Source organism: Hyphococcus luteus, from assembly GCF_002943565.1.
Classification (GTDB): domain Bacteria; phylum Pseudomonadota; class Alphaproteobacteria; order Caulobacterales; family Parvularculaceae; genus Hyphococcus; species Hyphococcus luteus.
On record NZ_PJCH01000005.1, the window covers coordinates 662,409 to 680,053 of the forward strand.

15 protein-coding genes are annotated in these 17,645 nt (G+C 58.5%); 5 read left to right on the plus strand and 10 right to left on the minus strand.

The window, feature by feature from the left end:
- Nucleotides 1–212: 212 nt before the first annotated feature.
- Both CW354_RS08150 and CW354_RS08155 read right to left on the minus strand, forming a co-directional pair.
- Nucleotides 213–1,556, minus strand: a complete 1,344-nt coding sequence (locus CW354_RS08150; protein WP_104829508.1) for a sensor histidine kinase — start codon at nucleotides 1,554–1,556, stop codon at nucleotides 213–215.
- Nucleotides 1,557–1,651: 95 nt separating this feature from the next.
- Nucleotides 1,652–2,356 carry a hypothetical protein gene (locus tag CW354_RS08155; protein ID WP_133162227.1) on the minus strand — a complete coding sequence of 235 codons (705 nt, stop codon included), beginning with the start codon at nucleotides 2,354–2,356 and terminating at the stop codon, nucleotides 1,652–1,654.
- Between the two features lie 164 nt (nucleotides 2,357–2,520).
- Between CW354_RS08155 and CW354_RS08160 the strand changes: the two genes are divergently transcribed.
- Nucleotides 2,521–3,228 carry a response regulator transcription factor gene (locus CW354_RS08160; RefSeq protein WP_104829510.1) on the plus strand — a complete coding sequence of 236 codons (708 nt, stop codon included), beginning with the start codon at nucleotides 2,521–2,523 and terminating at the stop codon, nucleotides 3,226–3,228.
- Nucleotides 3,229–3,284: 56 nt separating this feature from the next.
- Nucleotides 3,285–3,791: a hypothetical protein gene (locus CW354_RS08165; RefSeq protein ID WP_104829511.1), complete on the plus strand. Its 507-nt coding sequence runs from the start codon at nucleotides 3,285–3,287 to the stop codon at nucleotides 3,789–3,791.
- Nucleotides 3,792–3,820: 29 nt separating this feature from the next.
- Here the strand turns inward: CW354_RS08165 and CW354_RS08170 are convergent, their stop codons facing one another.
- The 4 genes from CW354_RS08170 to CW354_RS08185 all read right to left on the minus strand — a co-directional run bounded on the left by CW354_RS08170 (nucleotide 3,821) and on the right by CW354_RS08185 (nucleotide 9,040).
- Complete coding sequence (locus CW354_RS08170) at nucleotides 3,821–4,606, minus strand: metallophosphoesterase (RefSeq protein WP_104829512.1); 786 nt, start codon at nucleotides 4,604–4,606, stop codon at nucleotides 3,821–3,823.
- A gap of 45 nt (nucleotides 4,607–4,651) precedes the next feature.
- On the minus strand, nucleotides 4,652–5,665 hold the full coding sequence (locus CW354_RS08175; protein ID WP_104829513.1) for a hypothetical protein: 1,014 nt from the start codon (nucleotides 5,663–5,665) through the stop codon (nucleotides 4,652–4,654).
- Between the two features lie 298 nt (nucleotides 5,666–5,963).
- The gene (locus tag CW354_RS08180; RefSeq protein WP_133162228.1) at nucleotides 5,964–6,701 is read right to left on the minus strand and encodes a hypothetical protein; all 738 of its coding nucleotides are present in this window, start codon (nucleotides 6,699–6,701) and stop codon (nucleotides 5,964–5,966) included.
- 122 nt (nucleotides 6,702–6,823) lie between these two features.
- Entirely contained in the window at nucleotides 6,824–9,040 is a 2,217-nt protein-coding gene (locus CW354_RS08185; RefSeq protein WP_104829515.1) for a hypothetical protein, read from the minus strand.
- A gap of 256 nt (nucleotides 9,041–9,296) precedes the next feature.
- Here CW354_RS08185 and CW354_RS23025 point away from each other — a divergent pair, with 256 nt between their 5' ends.
- Both CW354_RS23025 and CW354_RS08190 read left to right on the plus strand, forming a co-directional pair.
- Nucleotides 9,297–10,001: a hypothetical protein gene (locus CW354_RS23025; RefSeq protein ID WP_133162229.1), complete on the plus strand. Its 705-nt coding sequence runs from the start codon at nucleotides 9,297–9,299 to the stop codon at nucleotides 9,999–10,001.
- A gap of 23 nt (nucleotides 10,002–10,024) precedes the next feature.
- Nucleotides 10,025–11,122, plus strand: coding sequence for a hypothetical protein (locus CW354_RS08190; protein ID WP_104829516.1), 1,098 nt, complete (start codon nucleotides 10,025–10,027; stop codon nucleotides 11,120–11,122).
- 34 nt (nucleotides 11,123–11,156) lie between these two features.
- Here the strand turns inward: CW354_RS08190 and CW354_RS08195 are convergent, their stop codons facing one another.
- The 4 genes from CW354_RS08195 to CW354_RS08210 form a co-directional block, all read right to left on the minus strand.
- A complete protein-coding gene (locus tag CW354_RS08195) occupies nucleotides 11,157–12,179 on the minus strand; it encodes a hypothetical protein (protein WP_104829517.1) in 1,023 nt (340 codons plus the stop codon).
- A gap of 39 nt (nucleotides 12,180–12,218) precedes the next feature.
- Nucleotides 12,219–13,223, minus strand: a complete 1,005-nt coding sequence (locus tag CW354_RS08200; protein ID WP_104829518.1) for a hypothetical protein — start codon at nucleotides 13,221–13,223, stop codon at nucleotides 12,219–12,221.
- Between the two features lie 299 nt (nucleotides 13,224–13,522).
- Nucleotides 13,523–13,894 (minus strand): ribbon-helix-helix protein, CopG family, encoded by a 372-nt coding sequence (locus CW354_RS08205; RefSeq protein ID WP_104829519.1) that lies wholly within the window; start codon nucleotides 13,892–13,894, stop codon nucleotides 13,523–13,525.
- 6 nt (nucleotides 13,895–13,900) lie between these two features.
- On the minus strand, nucleotides 13,901–15,859 hold the full coding sequence (locus CW354_RS08210; protein WP_104829520.1) for a conjugal transfer protein TraG: 1,959 nt from the start codon (nucleotides 15,857–15,859) through the stop codon (nucleotides 13,901–13,903).
- A 391-nt stretch (nucleotides 15,860–16,250) separates the two neighbouring features.
- Here CW354_RS08210 and CW354_RS08215 point away from each other — a divergent pair, with 391 nt between their 5' ends.
- The gene (locus CW354_RS08215; RefSeq protein WP_165793594.1) at nucleotides 16,251–17,627 is read left to right on the plus strand and encodes a sensor domain-containing diguanylate cyclase; all 1,377 of its coding nucleotides are present in this window, start codon (nucleotides 16,251–16,253) and stop codon (nucleotides 17,625–17,627) included.
- Nucleotides 17,628–17,645: the final 18 nt, after the last annotated feature.

A 17,645-nucleotide genomic window follows, 5' to 3' on the forward strand; every position in this document is an offset into this window, starting at 1 on the left:
CACCACAGCCGCAAGGCCGCTCCGCCAATAGCTGGTCCATGCGGGACGCATCCGAAGAACTGTCTGTCCCTTGCGAGACAGCTGTTTGAACTGACCTGGCTGCACGTTGTGATGTCCCCTTCACACGAGAATATTGATATGCCGTGCGGAACTGCTTCCCCACGCTTTTCTGTATCGGCGGTTAGGCTAGATGACGCAACTTACCAGACGGGTTATGTCGGCCGCACGAAAGCGATGGACACTTTCAGGCCCGGATTCGTGTTAGCGAGTGTCAGCCGCGCCCCATGGCGGATCGCAACCGCCTGTACATGCCTCAATCCGAATCCATGACTGCCGGGGCCAGCCTTGCGGCCCGTTCCGGCAAGTTCCGCAATACTGGTCGTCACAACACCCGGCCCCCCATCCTGAACCGTCACTGTAAAATGCCGGTCGGTCGCGGCAAGTATCAGCGAAACTGTTGACCCTCCCGGGGCGAATTTCGCGGCATTGGACAGGAGATTCGTGATGGCACTGGCGAGCAGCGGCGCCGATGCGAGGATTTCCATCCGGTCATCCGGCGGCAGCTGCAGTTCGAAACGGATGTTCCGGTCTTCGAACGTATCGGCATAGAGTACGGCCACCGATGCCGCTGTGTCCGTGAGTGAAACGGGCTGCATGGCATAGCCCGGTGTCGACTCGATCTTGGCCAGCTCCAGGATGTGCGAGACGAGGTCCAGCAATTGCTCGGCCTCCTGCGCCGCGCTGGTATTGCCAGCAGCAAGGAACCGGTCCCGCATGATCGAGACGGCATGGTTCAGCTCATGCGCTGCGACCTGGCTGTAGGAATCCAGCCCCCTCATAAGGCGCGCCACTTCGGTCAGCGCTTCAGTCACGTTTGCGCCGAGGGTCGACAGCTCGTCTTCCTCGGGGGTGAGGAAAGCGGGCTCGACACGTGCAGCGATCTCGCCGGTACGGACCCGGTCGAAAACGCGGTTGAACGCCCGGACGCGGCGCAGGTAGCGGCGGTTCAGGAGGACGAAAAGAAGCGTGCTGACCACGCCAAGACACAGGACGGCACCAACGAGGATCGGCACGTAGTTCTGAATCAGCGCCTGCCGCGCCGTCAGCCGCCGGCCGACGAACAGGAAAAACCCGTCATCGACAGCCTCGACCCGCGCGAGCAGGATCCCCTTGCCCATGCCAAGCCCGGCGGCATCCATTTCGATCCATCCTTCGGCCAGAGGCGTGCCAGGAGGCCAGGTCGGCGCATTTCCGGCAACGGTACTTCGGTCGGACCGGACAAGCAGGTAGACGGACTGTGCATCCTCTCCGCCATCCTCGAACAAGCGTTGGCCCAGCGATGCGGTCAGGCTGGCCACGGGAGGCAGGACGTCCCGGTCCTGCGTCCGCTCTGTCAGCAGGGCGATGTCGCGGCGAATTTCCTCGCGGAGAGTCCGCTCGACCGCGCCATCAATCGCCGCCGTCGCTGCGAGACCGGCAATCACGGCCAGGCCGAGCGTCACGATCAGATTGATCAGAAGGGAAATCTGGAAGGGGGACCGAAAACTCCGGATCAAATCTCAGCGCCTCATCTTTCCGGCATTCATGCAATCGTCCAGCCACTCTGTACCGGCCGCACCACCACCTGTCACATAACCGTTCGGGTTGGCTCCTATTCGCTCGCGAGGGCCGTGCCCACGCTCCGCGCATCGCCGCTGACAAAGACGACGACGCTCACCCGTGAATCGCTGCGGTTGGTTATGACAAGGTCGATCTCCGTATGTGCGCCCGCCGGCACGAAGCAGGCAAGACGTCCACCATCCGAGATCGTCTCGCATCCTTCAGCGGCGGTCTCGCCGGGGGCCACTACCGGCAAAACCGAGAGCACGAGATCCGGCACAAAGCCGGCGAATTCCCGTGACGGTTCGACAAATATTGTTGTCCCGGCATCCTTGACGACGGGCAGGCGCAATTCCTCAGTCATGCCGGGCGACAGAAAGATGTCCATTTCCATCCCGACCGTGACATCCACCTTGCGCAAGGACCTGACCACCCCTTTACCGAATAGCCCGGAAAACACACCTTCCTCGGCTGGATTTTCCATCGCGAACATGCGTTCGATCTCGGCGAGGATCTCTGCCTCGTCTGCTGCCATCTCCCGGGTTTCGTCCATCATTATCCGGGTCGATGCGAGGAATGCCTCGCGCACCCCGGGGTGAATCCGACTGGATATCTCCATTGCGTCCAGCACCGTCATGCGGTCACGCACAGCCTCGGCCATTCCGATCGCATCGTTTTCGCTGCGGCTGGTGCGGTAAGCTTCCTCGGCGCGGAAAAGTGATGACGCGACAGATGAGTCAACGGGCGCATCCGCCATGCCGGGTGACGGCGTGACAACGCATCCTGCCAGAAAAAGGCAGAGCATTGCTATCGTGCTGAAAACCCTGAACCCCGGCATGTCTCTGCAAACCTCGTTTGTTAGGTGGAGAAACTCAATCGCAGTGCTAGGTAAAAGAGGCAATCCCATAGAGGCGGGAAAACATGGATATACGCAATTACGTGCTCGTTGTGGAAGATGATGCCGATATCGCCAGTCTTGTGGTGCACGAGGCCGGCCAGCTCGGATATCACGTCACCACAGCTGACACGGTCAATGGCGCCAAGCGCCGGACATCCGAACAGATGCCCGACATCGTGATCCTGGACCGCATGCTGGCTGACGGGAGCGAAGGCCTCGATTATCTCGCCTGGCTGAATGCGCTGGAAGGCCCGCGCCCTGGTATCCTTGTCACCAGCCGGCTGACCAGCGTCAACGATCATGTCGCCGGGCTTGAAGCCGGTGCCGATGATTATATCGACAAACCCTTCCATCCGGAGGAATTGCGGGCGCGCCTGCGCGCGGTTGCGCGCCGCGCATCATTGAGCCGTGCGCCGAACAGCGTGCTGTTTTTCGACACGCTTGAACTCCGGCAGCTGAGCGCGACGGCGCTGGTCAGGGACACACCACTGGACCTTCGCCCGCAAAGCTTTGCGCTGCTGAACGCCATCGCGACGCGGCAAGGCGAATGGGTCAGCCGGAAAGCGCTGTGGCGCGAGGTCTGGACCGACTATCCGAACCTGCCGCCTCAGGACACCGTCATCAATACGGCCATCAGCCGGCTGCGGCGCGCGCTGTCCGCGATTGATGGCGCCCCCGGCCTCCTCAGCGAGGATCTCGGCTATCGCCTGGTACCCGGCTCACAGGCCTAGCGACAGCCTGCCCCGAACGATAGAAAGCAACAAATCAGTTACCGTGGAGACAGCATATGAGCGATGGCGTCATCGGAAGATTCAAGCAATCACGCCCCCTGCAGGTTGGCCTTGCCCTGGCTGTTGCATACATCGCGGTAACATGGGGATTGTATCAGAGCTGGCTGGGTTCGGTTGAAACCTTCCTTGACGGCGCGACGAGCGGGCTCTCCCGCAACGATCCAGACCGCACACGGCGCATTATCGACGCAACCGGAAATGCGCCGGAATGGCCGTTTATCCTGAAGCTGCTGGCCTACCCCATTCCGGGGCCCGCAACCGTCGAGAATGGCGGCGCGATGCCCTTCTGGGCGGTCGCACTGCAGGGGATCTGGCTCGGCGTTGTTGGCTGGTCGGGCTTCAGCCGGACGAATGGCATGCTGCTCGTCCTTTCCGCATTTCCCTTTGCAGTCCTGGTGCTGATGAGCGGAAATGTATTTGCCAGCCTGTTCCTGGGCGCACTCGGCCCGGTCATCGTAAGCGTTGTCTGGTGGATGCTCAGCCCCTTCGCCAAGCCTGCATAGGGCAGCGCATCGGTCCGCGCGCGGGCATTTCATTCCCCGTCATAAGCAGCGCCCCGGTAGGGAATGTGGCAATCGGACTCAACCGTCACGAAGTATCGCGGGCGATCCGGATCGAACACCAGCGCGGTTAGTCCGCCACCATGCACGGCGCCGGTATCGATCCCCGTTGCGTGGGGAAATTCCGCCGGTCCATCCGGAAAGGGTTGGTGCCCGAAGACGACATGTCCGAAACGCCCGTCATAGACTTCCGCCCAGAATGGGTCTCCTTCGGCCTGCTTGCCAAGCGCGAGAAATTCCCCGGTGTCCGCATCGAGGTACCGCGTGCGTAGGATCTTCTGAAGCCGCTTTGCTTCATGGCCGGCGAGCATGGACGCGGCTTCGAGAGAAGCCGGAAACTCCTGCATCGTTCCGGGGATGCCACCATGGACGATCAGCACGCCATAGGCCGCGCAGCGGTGGAATGGCACGGACCAGTCCAGAAACGCTTCACCGGCATCGTTCAATTGCGCCCTCAGCTCTGCAAGTTCGGGCGCGCGTTCAGCCTGCGCCTTTGCCACGGCGGGACGCACATCAAGATTGCGAAGATAGCGGCGCATGCGGTCTTCATGGTTTCCTTCGACGAGCACCACTTCACAGCCCGCGCTGCGGCGAAGGCCCTCGACATATAAGACCACGCCTGCGGGATCCGGCCCCTTGTCGATCAGATCGCCAACGAAGACGAGCTTATCAGAGGGCTGAATATCTAGCTTGCAGACAAGCGCGCGCAACGGCGCCAGCATCCCGTGTACATCACCGATAATGCATAAGCGGCTCATTTCCCGACCTCACCTACCTTCCAAACCGAGCCGCGATCCTACGGGTCACCTGCCGGCACCCTTCACCTTTTCGAGCAGATCGCCAAGCCTGTCCTTCGATTTGACGTATGCGCCCTTGCCAGGCGGACCCTTGTAGGAAAGCCAATGCGGCTGCATCAGGCTGAACAGTTCTTCGACAATCGCCTGACTCCCTTCCGGCCATTCGGATACCGGAATATCCTCAAGCATATAAGCCGCCTTCGCCGCCATGAACTTGTCGGCAGAACGCAGTCCCCAGGCCATGAAATCACGCCGGTCCTGCGGACTTCTGAGAATATGCACCCGTTCAGATATGACCACATCAAGGATCGCCTTCTGCGTCTTCGTGTACTCCTCTGTTCGCGAAAGCGGCCCGGAATGCTGTTCGGGAGGCAAACAGCTTCGCGCCCATGCGATAAAGCGCTGGCATTGCTTATCGCTCATGTTCAGGAGCCAGTAGCGAGCGTTGGATAGCGCGAGCTCAGGATAGTGCTTCGAGGCGAAACTCATATACAGGTCGAATTCGTCGGCGCCGTAGAACCAGCCGGCAATGGATATGAGATAAACGAAATCCGCACGCGTTGTATCGTCCAATGCGTCCTCGATTGCGTTCCGGTGTCTTTCTTCCTGGAACAGGTCCGACAGCGCCTGAATGGAGTGACGTAACCACGGGAGGTGATCCGGACCTGTGCCCTCTTGCTCATAGTCGAAGAAGCCTTCGATAAGGTCGAACACATAAAAAAGGTCATCAAGATCGAGCTCCGTCACCGATAGGTGACCAACCAGAACAGAAAACGCTCTCAGCGCCTCGTCATAATGGTCATCCTGCTTCCAGAAGAGGGTCTGAGCGGCATCAGCATAGAAGAGCAGGAGATTGTGGACGATATCCCTGCCCGGATATTCTGCAGCGAGCCTTTCACAGAAATTTTCTTTATACAGATCGTCCAGATAGATGCGAAGATTGTATTCGAATGCGGCGCCCGGCGTGCCCGAACTGAAAAACCGAGTAGCGAATGGATGGGATGATTGCCCGGAAGACATTCTGGCACGTATCCTTTTACTTGTACTGGCTCTCTAGCCTGGCGAACGCTCCGGAGCGTTGCAATCGCTCTCGGACTGTTCCGGTTCCGGATCGCGCTGAGGCTTCCTGCGGCAGACGAATGGGCAGATCAGGATGGGCTGGCCGTCATACTCCCTGTCACAGCATGTGCGAACCTTCGACTCCCGTGCTGCGGGCTGCTCTGATGGCGGCGCTGTCGCACAGGCAGAAAGGCCAAGCAGCGCCGGCAAGAGTAAGCGCCGGTAACCGGTCCGCATCAGCCGTCGTAGCGATGCCCTGTCACTTTGCATCTGCGAACGGCCTGCACTGGCCATCGTTGAACTTCTGGTACATGGCGCCCCGGCTCGCCTCCAGCGTGCTCGTCAGTTCCTCGCTGAAATCAAGACTGAGATCAAACTGCCCGACATACTCTTGCTCGTATTCGTCCCAATCCAGCCAGTCATCTTCATAACGGACCAGCTTGACCGTGATCATGGGCGCCGGGTCGTTAGCAAACCGGCGCGCCGGGAACTTGCCCGCGAATTTAGACACTTCGATGGAGCATTCGGCATCCATGTATTCATCCTTCATGCGCATCACATTGAAACTGTCAGAAACGTCGCCGACCTTTCTGTTGCTGACATAGTATTCGCACGCATCCACCAGCGGCATCTTGGTGAGGGAATGGCTAATCCGGAGTTCCATAGTTTCGGTGACATCTCCGGTCTTGAAATCGTGTATGCGCTCAATCCACGCCGACTTGTAGACGACCTTGTCTGTAAACGCCCGGTCGGCGCCGGTGATCGGCGAATCCGGAAAAGCGAGTTTGAGGCGCGCATGAACCAGGTTCGTCTCCGGCGAATACAGAAGCTCGCCGTTCAGGCTGCGCCCCTCCACAGTGTTGCTGAACCGGCAGTATTCGGTCGCCTGTGCCGCGGAATCGGCGGAAGCTGTGCCAGCCCCTCCAGCGATTGCCGATGAGATGGCTGCAAGACAGGCCGATACGAGCCTTGTACGTTTGAACGCAGATTTACGCATATTCCATGGGTCCCCGCATTGTGGTCATCACAAGGATCCTAGCCATGGTTCACGGACCGCCCAAGTAACCAATCCTGTTAGGCTGCCAAGCGTTTGGCACCTGCAGTGATCGGTGAAGGCCCTTACCGGCGCCCGAGCCGCCGGCTGACATCAGAATAATAGGCAATCATACCCTGCTCCAGGGCTTCGACTGCCGGGCTATCACACCCGTGCTGCTTCATTGCTTCGTCCAGACCGTCGATCAACCTGTTGGTCTTCTGGTCGTTCAGCAGCCAGTCCATGAAGCGGGCATCAGAAGTCCGCACATCAGAACGCCATAGGGTCCGGAAGTGCGGCTCCAGAGAGGCTGGCACCTTGTATTGATCCCGCGTCGTCCAGTTCGTGACCCGGGATATTTCCTGGCCAAATTCGTTTCGCGTCACTGTCGACTGGCTTTTCGTCACCTCGAAAACCGGGTCGCTGGATTTCAGGCATTTCGGCCAAGCATCCTGATAGTTCAGGAGATAGGCGCCGAATACGCCATGAATGGCCGACAAATTGGCCAGTTCCCTTTCAAGCGCAGGACCGGCAGCGGGGTTCAACATGGAGAGACTGGCCCCGGCGAGTGCAATCATCGGCCGGTAGCCGCGCGTATAATGTGCATCGAGCTCCCGCAAACGGATGATGTCCTGATTGACCAGGGCGTTGAGGTAATCGCCACCTTCCAGGCCCCGGAAAGGGGCCTCATTGGCAAGGCGCGCATCGAGCGTCTCGGAGACTTTGCGGACACTCCCCCGCCCGAGATCATCGCCGAAGAAGTAGCGGCGCTCGAACCCGACCAGCGCGTCAGCCCCTGAAAGGCCATCAAGCTCCGCCTGCAACGGCTTTGCGAGGCGCTTCTGCAGCTGCTGGCGGGTATCCGTCACATCCGCCCAGCTATCCGTGAGTTTTCCAATCTCCAGAAGGTCGCCATAGAGCATGTCCATATCTCCGGCGAACATGACCTGCGTCGCCAGCTGTTCGAGCGACCGGTCATGCTTGTCAGTGCGGCGGGCTGCGGCCTGTTCCAGGGCCTCGGCGAAGTCCTTTGCCATGTCGGTCACGCGGCCCTCAAACCGCTTGCCGATCCTGCGACACGTGGCGGGCTTGCTCAGCGGGCACAGTTCGGCGGTTCCGGCCTGCGCGGCCCAGGCCAGCATGTATTCTGCTTCGCTGACATAATTCGCGTCGCGGGCATAGACCTCACTCGCGGGCTCAAGATAGGCATCCAGCTTGTCCTGCACCTCAGCCAGAAAATCCTCATCCTGATTTGCGTGATTGCGAGCGACTTCGATAAGCAGGTCAAACCGGTCCTTGTAGCGGTCATAGAAAGCCAGCCTGTCGGCGCGGTTTTCTTCAGCCCGAAGGATCGCTTTGCGCCGTTCAATGTCGGCATTCAGTTCATTGATATCGTAGCCATACCGGCTGATCCCGATCCCGCGCCACATCGTATCCAGCAAGTTGAGCTGCCCGGGCGTCATGGGAGTATCGCTCTTCAGGATATCTGATCGTGTCTCAACCCACCGGCTGGCCGTCGCGCTTTCAAAACGCCACAGGAGATGGTCCTGATGCGGCTGGCCCAGTCCTATCATATAGGCAAGCTGGTTCGTCTTGTTGCCCCGCACCCGGTCTTCCGGCCGGCAGGCGCCGCGCAACAAGCTGGCATTCTGCTTCAGCCGCTCCGGGTCGACGGTCTCATACGGCGCACCAAAAGCTCTCCTGAACGCATCTGTATAGAAGATATCATACTGTTCCACAGGGTCGCGGCGCGTCTCCTGGAACGCCAGCGCTTCGTCGCGCCAGGCCGCCAGTACGGCGGGACAGCTTCCCTCCGCCATTTCCGGGCGCCAGCCTTCGAAAGCCACAGACAGAACCGCGATCCTCTCCAGCGCGGCCTTCGCGTCCCGGTCCGTCGCAAATACCGCACGTGCCCGCTGCGCACCGCGTACATTGATATGGCGTTGTTCAGACGCAACAGCGATGGAACCGGCATCGCTCACCGCAACATCTAAGATCAGTTCGCCACGGCGGTCTCCCGACTGCGTGGTCAGCGACAGAACTCCGACGACGGGGTCATATGCCCCTTCGACTAGGATATCCGCATCAGCCGTAGTCAGGCGTGGCACGGCGCCGTTGAAGGATTCAACTCTGAGCACGCCCTGCACATCGGCTCCATCGACGTCCAGACTGAGCGTCGCTGGATAGGACTTGCGCGACTCCAGCACCAGGCCAGACCAGGATGCCGGCAACTCGACAATCGCCGCTTTCCCAAGCGGCTCCGGTCGTCCCTCAGCGGAAGAGCCATCGCAGGCCGCCAGCATCAACAGCACGCCTGCACATACGACCTGCAGGACAGTCGCGGTCGCTACCTTGCCCTGCCTCACATGCCCGACTGTCCCCCGGCAATTGCCCATGACGTCCCTCTCAATGGCCTCTTTCCATTCAAGCCCATGACTGAGCCTGAGAAAAGGGCCATCCCCAATAACCGTTTTGGTGACTTTCTCTTTCCGGAGCGCGCCATATGCTGGCCGTCTCCCCAGAGGACTGCTGCCTTGTCGTCGCCAGAAAGGATATCATATGCCGAGAACCGTTATCCTGCTTTTGATCTCGGCAATGCTGTCACTGCAAACTACGTTCGCCCAGAGCCTGGCAGATCGCAAAAACGACGATGGATCGCATACCACTTTCAGGTCATCTGAGGATTTTCTGGAGCTGCCCGCGACAATCAAAACAAAGCCTGAGACAACCACTTCCAAGGATATTGTTTCCACCTCATCAGAGACAAAAGAGAGTGTCGATTACGATGCTGAAATCCAAAAGGCACGTGGTTCAGGAGACCCACTTAAAGCGTCTATTTTAGAGGAATGCCGTGATACGCCGCCAGGCGAAACCCTGACGCTACCCTCGGCGTTCGCGGCGTTAATGCGGCAATATTGTCCGTCGCGCGATTTTCAAATTGTCACTGAAAAAAGCTATTCGAGCGCGAATGGCGCAGCGCAAGCTTCGCCCCCGTCTCGTCCGGAGGAAAGCGAGGTAAAAACCGCTGCCTGTCGTGCTGAGGCGCGCAAGCACATCATTACATGCGCCAAGATTACGGATTATCAAAATTGCGAAACATGGGGCTGCCCGGAAACCATCCAGTGCGACAAACGGCTGACTTCGTGTGATGATCATGGCGCTCCCTATGATCGCTCCGGCAATTTCTATTGTGATATGCGCGATTGGCGTACGCGCGATTTTGATCTTGAAGCTGTCTTAGAACGTGCGTGCCCTGCGCACTGAATCATAAAGGGAATACAGACGTCATGAAGCTACGAGCCTTATTTTCCATTATCTGCATGCTCACCAGTACGGGAGCAATCCATGCGCAGGATGCACAGCAATGGAGCACCACTGGAGGCTGGCAGGTTCGTTATAGCGCCTCCCCTGAATTCTGGCGGCTATATCACAATGATAGCGCCTGGAGAGATACGATCAGCGTACTCTGGGCTGACAGGCGACAAGGCGTTTCTCTGGCGCAGGCTTTTGAAGAAGTAAAAGCAACACGCGCAGAGCTGGATTCGTGTCCCGCATTACTAACAGCCGAGACTAAAGCTGAATATGAGCCCTTTGCTAAGGCTATGCTTGCTCTGACAAAAATCAAAGACCCCGAAGCCTATGCCGCAATGGATAAGAACATCCCCATCATTGGCTATGAGGCGGTGGATGCTGTGACAAAGCCGCATTGCGTTTTAATCGCACGCGAATTTTCAGGGGGTGCGATGCTGTATGCACTCATCAAAGAAGATACGGGCAGGTTAAGCACCCAGCTTGGGACGATCAGATTGGCTGTGCACGATTTGATGGATGAGATTAACAAGCGTGAAGCTTCTATAACGTCGAGCACGCAATCCACTCCGACAACATCAGGCAAGGACGTTCCGGTTCAATGTAACGGGCAACGGGCCTATGAAAACTTTGTTGTTTCCTGGTCTGCCAAAAGCGCAATTGTGTATGTGCGCAATCCGGTTTTCATTGATTCTGAACAACGTTCTTCGGATCAGTTTCGCCTTGGCGTGAGTGTTGGTGGCAACATAGATGCGACACGCGGCAGAGAAGAGACTTATTACAGCATTATAATTTCCGCAAAAGAAAATGGACAAAACACTATACCAGAAAAACGTACGCTGAGTGTTGATGGAGAAGTGGTTGAGGAGTGGGACAAAGGCGGTGGTCAGTGGAAAGCTCTATCCGAAAGCGCCATGAGCGCACTCTATTCAGGTCAGGATGCTGAGCTTGATACGGGCGGGCTGGGGCGTATTCGTTTCGACTTAGGCGGGCTTGAGACGCATTTAAAACGCGCCGATATCGCTCAACAAAAAGCTGTTATTCATAAAGCGCTCGGAGAGTGTCACAGTGAGTGATCTCCCCCGAGATTCCCAATGGTGAGTTCTAACTCTAAGCGTCGGGTTCCGGTTCGTTTTGACAATTCGCTTTCTTCAGCAGGTCGCCAAGCCGTTCCTTTTGCTTTGTATAACTGCCCTTTTTGCCCTGTCTTTTGAAAGTCGTCCAATTTGGCTCCATCTCTTCGAACAGAGCGGCAACGACGTCCTGGCTACCGGCAGGCCACTGGCTGACGGGAAGTTCCTCCAGCAAGTAAGCGGCCTTCGCCGCCAAGAATTTGTCGGCAGAGCACAATCCCCAGATTGCAAAGTCCTGTCGGTCGCGAACTGATTTCAGCGCATCGTCCGCCTTCCATATGATACGATCAAGAAGACTGGTAACCGTTTCGGAATATTCTTGCGTCCGAAAAGGCGTCTTTGACAGAAGCTCTGTGGACATATGGCTTCGCGCCCAGGTGATTAGCCGAGTGCGCTGGTCATCATTCATCTCGATCATCCAGTAGGGGTTTCTGAGCGCCTGTACTGGCTGGATCTCAGCAAAACTGAAGAACAACTCAAACGCATCCTCTCCATAGAACCAGTTGGCCATGGAGATGAGTTCATAAAAATCGGAACGGGATTTGTCCGCCAGAGCGGCATATATCGCATTTTTGTACCTGTCCTGATGGAAGAGGTTTATAAGAGACCCTATCGGCTCGTTCAGGCTGGCGAGGTGAGCGGGTCCGTCCCCTTCAGGTTCCCAGTCAAAAAAGTCCTCCACGATTTGAGAGACATAGTAGAGGTCGCTCAGGCTGAGGTCGGTTTGCAGTATGTGAGCTGCTAGATGCGGAAAGGCCTCAAGGGCTTCCCGGTACGTCTCATCCTTGATCCAGAAAATCTCGTGACCGATTTCGGCATAGGTTTCTACGAGATTGAGGATGATCGCTTCGCCCGGATACCCTGACGCGAGCGTTTCATAAAGCTTGCCCTCGTACAGGACGCCCAGATAAGTACCGATATTGTCCGAAACAGGATACCCGATTTGTCCAAAACTGGTGATCGGTACAGCCAGAGGATGTGGAGAATCTTTGGATGGCATTTTTCACTCCTGCTTTCACGCCAGCACTCTCTGAGACGTCTACCGACACGTGCCTTTTTCCTTCGCCAGGATCCGGTCGAGCCTCCCCACAGTGACTTTTTTTACTGCTTCACGAATGTTACTGGGATCAAAGCTGCTGGCCGCGATCACACGCTTACCTTCGGGGTCAGCTGACACCATGATGATTGCGGTCGCCTCCGGCGGCATGTCGAGGAGCATCGCAAGCGGGACCTTCTTCTTGAGCGACAACGAACAACATGTGGGTTCTGTTTTCTTGATCCACTGCCCCTGATAGACAGGCTGTTCATCAACAAACAGCGTGACATAGTCTTCGTTCTGCCCTGGCCAGTGAGATTTGCGAAAACTTGGCGTCACCTCGCCCTTGCTGATGTTGAACTGGCCGGCAACCATGTCATATTCCGTCGAAACCGGCCTGAGCGCAGGTTCTATCGACGAATACTTGTCCGACCAACTCAGTTCCCAGCCCGGCAATCCATCGCTCTGCCGGCAACTGTCGGGATCGGGGGCCAGATTGGCAATGATGCTTTGCCGGGTGTTGGGATGAGATTTGCTTTGAACCGTGAACTTCACTGACGAACTTGTCTCGGATACCTCGAACAGCAAATCTCCGACCTCAAAGACATCCTGCCCCCGAACATAAGCTGAGTAGGTCTCCCGCGTGTTCAGCGTTCGGGCGACATCCTCGCCAAAGAAGCCGGCAAACCCAATCAGCCCGCGAAAGGACGTGTCGCGAATAAGCCGGCGCTTGGGGATGTCGAAGATGTACGCAACGACGCCTCCGGTCAGCGGCGCTGACAAGTGCCTGACCTGCACATGCAGATCGACCAGCCCGATCCCCTGCCCGACATTGATCTTGGTCTGGCACGTCCAGTATCCCGATGACTCCCGGATATCATCACAAACGTATTTTTGAGTGACAGCTTGCGTTGCCGGGTCTGCCGGCCCGCCAAAGAAATCCTGCGGCGCCGCGTGCGCGGAAGCAGCAGCGAGCGCGCTTATCAGAATAGCAATAATCGTTCGCATGATTGGTCCCCGAAGTGAGTGTCGCCTGATTTAATACTGGCTTTCGAGCAGGCCGTGAAATCGGGCATGGATTCAGTTCCCAGTCCGCAGCCAATCCGCACGCCTGCTGGTCCTGCGCATCGACTTACGTCCACAGACATTATCTCTTGATGCCCCCAACCTGCCTTCATCCTGTATTTCTATACTTCCCCCCCCCTCGACAACCAAATAACCATGGTGGTTATGGCAGCATCTCCCATCTTCCAGAACGAACCGGGACAGATCCATGAATTGTCGCGATGCGCCGCTCATGCTTTTGATCAGTCTGCTTGTGCAATCTTCTGCGCTACCTGATCGATGAAAAAATCAAACCGCCGCTTGCCAAGCGCATGCGCGGCATCCCGCTCGCCGTCGGGCAGCGGCTCGGTTCGGGTGAGCCAGTAGAGGACATAGTGGCATAAAGCCTCAAAGGTGAACGACACTTCCCGTTCGATTGCTGACTGGCGCAAGTCGAAGGCGTCCAGGCGTTTTAGAAGGCGCATCTCAAGCGTGACTTTGGCGTCTGGATCGAACCAGGCGTGCAAGGCCTGCTCGACGATATGCGCCTGCGACTCGCCTGTTTTGGCGGCCTCCTCGCACAGCCGCGCATAGAGATTGGTCGGAAGGCGGACATGAACACGCGCTTTCGTCATGGCGCATCAGAAGTCCGGCAGAAAATCCGGGTCGTCGCGGTCGAGCGCGGCGGCGCGCCGGACGGCGTCGATGTGTTTGTCACCGACCGGATCGGCCGGTTCGTCCTCGTCGATATCCGACGTCGGCTCCGGCGTGCGATGCGGCGTGGCGGGGGTGAGCGGCAACTCCGGCTCATGAACCAGTTTACGTTCCGGGCCGTCCGCCGCCCCCAAACCCTCGGGACCGCTGTCATCGTCGGGTCCGACATTGCCTGTCCATGCCGTGGCCTCGCTATCGTCTTCGCGCGGCTGGCGCGGCGCTTCGGGGAGGGCGCGGCTCCTGAAGTTCCGGTCTTCATAATAGCGCAGCTTTTTGGCGCGAACGGGCGGCGAACCGGAGGCAAGGACAATCTCGTCATCCGGAGAGAGCTGCATCACCTCGCCGGGGGTGATGAGGGCGCGTTGGGTTTCCTGGCGCGAGACCATCATGTGGCTGAGCCATGGCGCCAGCCTGTGACCGGTAAAGTTCTTCTGCGCGCGCAGTTCGGTGGTCGTGCCGATGGCGTCGGAAACGCGCTTCGCCGTGCGTTCATCATTGGTGGCGAAGGCGACCCGGACATGACAATTGTCGAGGATCGAATTGTTCGGCCCGTATGCTTTTTCGATCTGGTTTAGAGACTGCGCGATCAGGAAGGACCGGATGCCATATCCCGCCATGAAGGCGAGAGCGCTTTCGAAGAAATCGAGCCGGCCGAGCGCCGGAAACTCATCGAGCATCAACAGTAGTTTTCGGTGCGACGGTCCCGGCAACTCCTCGGTGAGGCGCCGGCCGATCTGATTGAGGATGAGGCGCATCAACGGTTTGGTGCGCGAGAGGTCCGACGGCGGTACGACGAGATAGAGCGAGACCGGCTGTTTCGCTGTCATCAGATCCTCGATCCGCCAGTCGGACCGGCTGGTGACGTCGGCGATCAACGGATCGCGATAGAGGGATAGGAAGCTCATGGCGGTCGAGAGGACGCCGGAGCGCTCGTTTTCCGATTTATTGAGGAGTTCCCGCGCCGCCTGGGCGACGATAGGGTGAACGCCGGCGGCGCCGAGATGCGGCGTCGTCATCATAGCGCGCAAGGTGGCGGCGAAGGTCCGGTCCGGATCGGACAGGAGGCGGGCGCATCCGGCCAGCGTCTTGTCTTTCTCCGCATAGAGGATGTGGAGGATGGCGCCGACCAGCAGCGAGTGTCCGGTCTTCTCCCAGTGGTTCCGCCGTTCGAGCGAGCCTTCCGGATCGACGAGAATGTCTGCGATGTTCTGAACGTCGCGGACCTCCCGTTCGCCGCGGCGCACCGCCATCAACGGATTGTAGCGCGAGCTGTTCCGGTCGGTCGGATCGAAGCGGATACAGCGTGAGAATGTGGCGCGCCATCCGGAGGTCAGCTCCCAGTTCTCGCCTTTGATGTCGTGGACGACGGTGCTGCCCGTCCAGGAAAGCAGCGTCGGGATGACAAGACCCACCCCTTTGCCCGACCGTGTCGGCGCAAACGCCATGACGTGCTCCGGCCCGCCATGCCGGAGATAGCGGCCTTCCCATTGTCCTAGAAAGACGCCGGTGTCGTTGAACAACCCGCCTTTCCGGATATCCGATGCTGTCGCCCAGCGCGCCGAGCCATAGGTGGTGACATTTTGCTCATGCCGGCTGCGCAGGACCGAGCCGATGATTGCGGCCAGAATGCCCAGTCCTGCGCCACTGATCGTGATCAGCCCGCCGCGCGCGAAGACGTTCGGCGCGTAGGCATCATACGCGTACCACCACTGGAACAGTCTCCAGGGTTTGTAGACCGGATAGCCGGACAGCTCGAACCAGGGCGCGCCAAGCGCCGCCTGAAACTGAAGCTCTTCCGCCGTCAGTTGCGTTGCTGTCCAGAGCGCGCCGATAATCAGCGCAAAGACGATGAGGATCTGGCCGATAAGAATTCGTGTGCCGGTCATAGGTCGCTCCTGAGGTCTGATTGCGGGCTTCAGAAGGGTCGCGCCTGCGCGCGCGCGGGCCTAGTTGGACGCACGGCAAATTGCGGCAATTGCATACAAATCAGGGGCACGCTGAGGCAACCTCATTCGTCGCCCGCGGGCAGATGAGGTTCGGCGCGCAAATGGCGTTTAGCAGTCATCTAGATAGGGCGTCTTTGCGGGGCCAGAAGATTTGGCAGGCATCGCATCCCACACATCTTAATCCCCAGAGTTAATGAAGCGGAAACCGGCTTCTCCGAAGATATGGCAGGCTTCGCGCCGGGCTGTGTGAATTGCTGCCTTGGTCCGCTGCTATATGCCGACCAAACGTCTCATCTCCCGGTGGGCAGATGTGTTGGGTAGCGGCTTTTCAATGGAGATGAAAATGATGCTAGCTCCCTGGACCGGCAAGTCCCTCCGTTACTGGATTGCTGTTGGAATGAGTGTCGCCATCGCGCCTTTGGCGCTGTCCGCGCTCATCGGATTTGTGCTGCTGAACACCTACGTTGTTGATCCGTTTCATGATGTTTCGAAGCGCGAGCGCATACAGGTTGCGCCAATCCAGAATTTGAGGGTCCTGGTCTGGGACACGCTCATCCCCGTTGACGAGTTCGTCGATGAAGGCGGCGCGCAGCGCGCCGCCGCCTATCGCGCCGCCCGAGCGCGCATTGAGAATGCTTTTGCGGAACTGCAGGAAAGCCTGGCCGGGGAACCCGCCCTGCTCATGCCGGTCGAACGCGCGCTTCAGGACTGGACTGAAGCCGACCGGCTGGCGACCGAATTGGTCTCCGTAGAGCGCCCGCCTGGAGATCCCAGCGCCGCCGAGATGATGGAGCGCTTTCATGGTCGGGTTGCCGCGGCTTCCGACCGGCTTGGGGTTGCCTATAATGTGGTCGCAGAAAAGATGCAGGCCGATCACGACAGGGCGACGCGCGCTTATATGCGCTCGCAGGAACTGGCGTTGCTGGCTGGTGTCTTGTCGGCGCTCGCGGTCATAGCGGGCGTCGTTCTGATCGGGCGCGTGATGGCGGCGAGCGTGGATCGGCTGGTGGATGGAGCGGCGAAGGTTTCAGAAGGAGAGAGGGATCACCGCATCGACATTCGCGTGCCGCCGGAATTGCGCCGCGTCGCAGACGAGTTCAACCGCATGATCAAGCGCATTGAAGAGTCTGAATCCGCGCTCGCCGAACTGGCGCGGCGCGACGGCCTGACGGGCTTGCTCAATCGGCGCGCTTTCGATGAAGCGCTTTCCGAGATGTATGCGCGGATGGATCGCACGGGCGAGGAGGGCGCGCTTCTCACAATCGATGTCGACCACTTCAAACGGGTCAACGATACTTATGGTCATTCGGCCGGCGACGACGTGTTGCGTGCGTTCGCAACGCTGGCAACGTCAAGTCTGCGCCCGTTTGATCAGGTCTATCGCGTTGGCGGCGAAGAATTCTCGGTCCTGCTGCCCGGTACAAGCACAATCGTTGCCCATGATCTGGCGGAGCGGCTTCGGAAAGAGATGGCTCGACACGCGATAGCGACAGAAGCGGGCGAAGTCAGCGTAACGATCAGCATCGGCGGCGCAAAAGCCACGACGGGGCTTGAGCCGGGCAAACTCATTGAAGCCGCGGACGCCGCGCTCTATCGCGCCAAGACAACCGGCCGTAACCGGGTCGTTCTGATTGATGAGTTTGGTGCATACGAGAATCCGACAGAAAACTCGGGGAAAACCGTCGATAAGGAACAGGCCGGAGGCTGAGGCTCCCATCTGTATCCG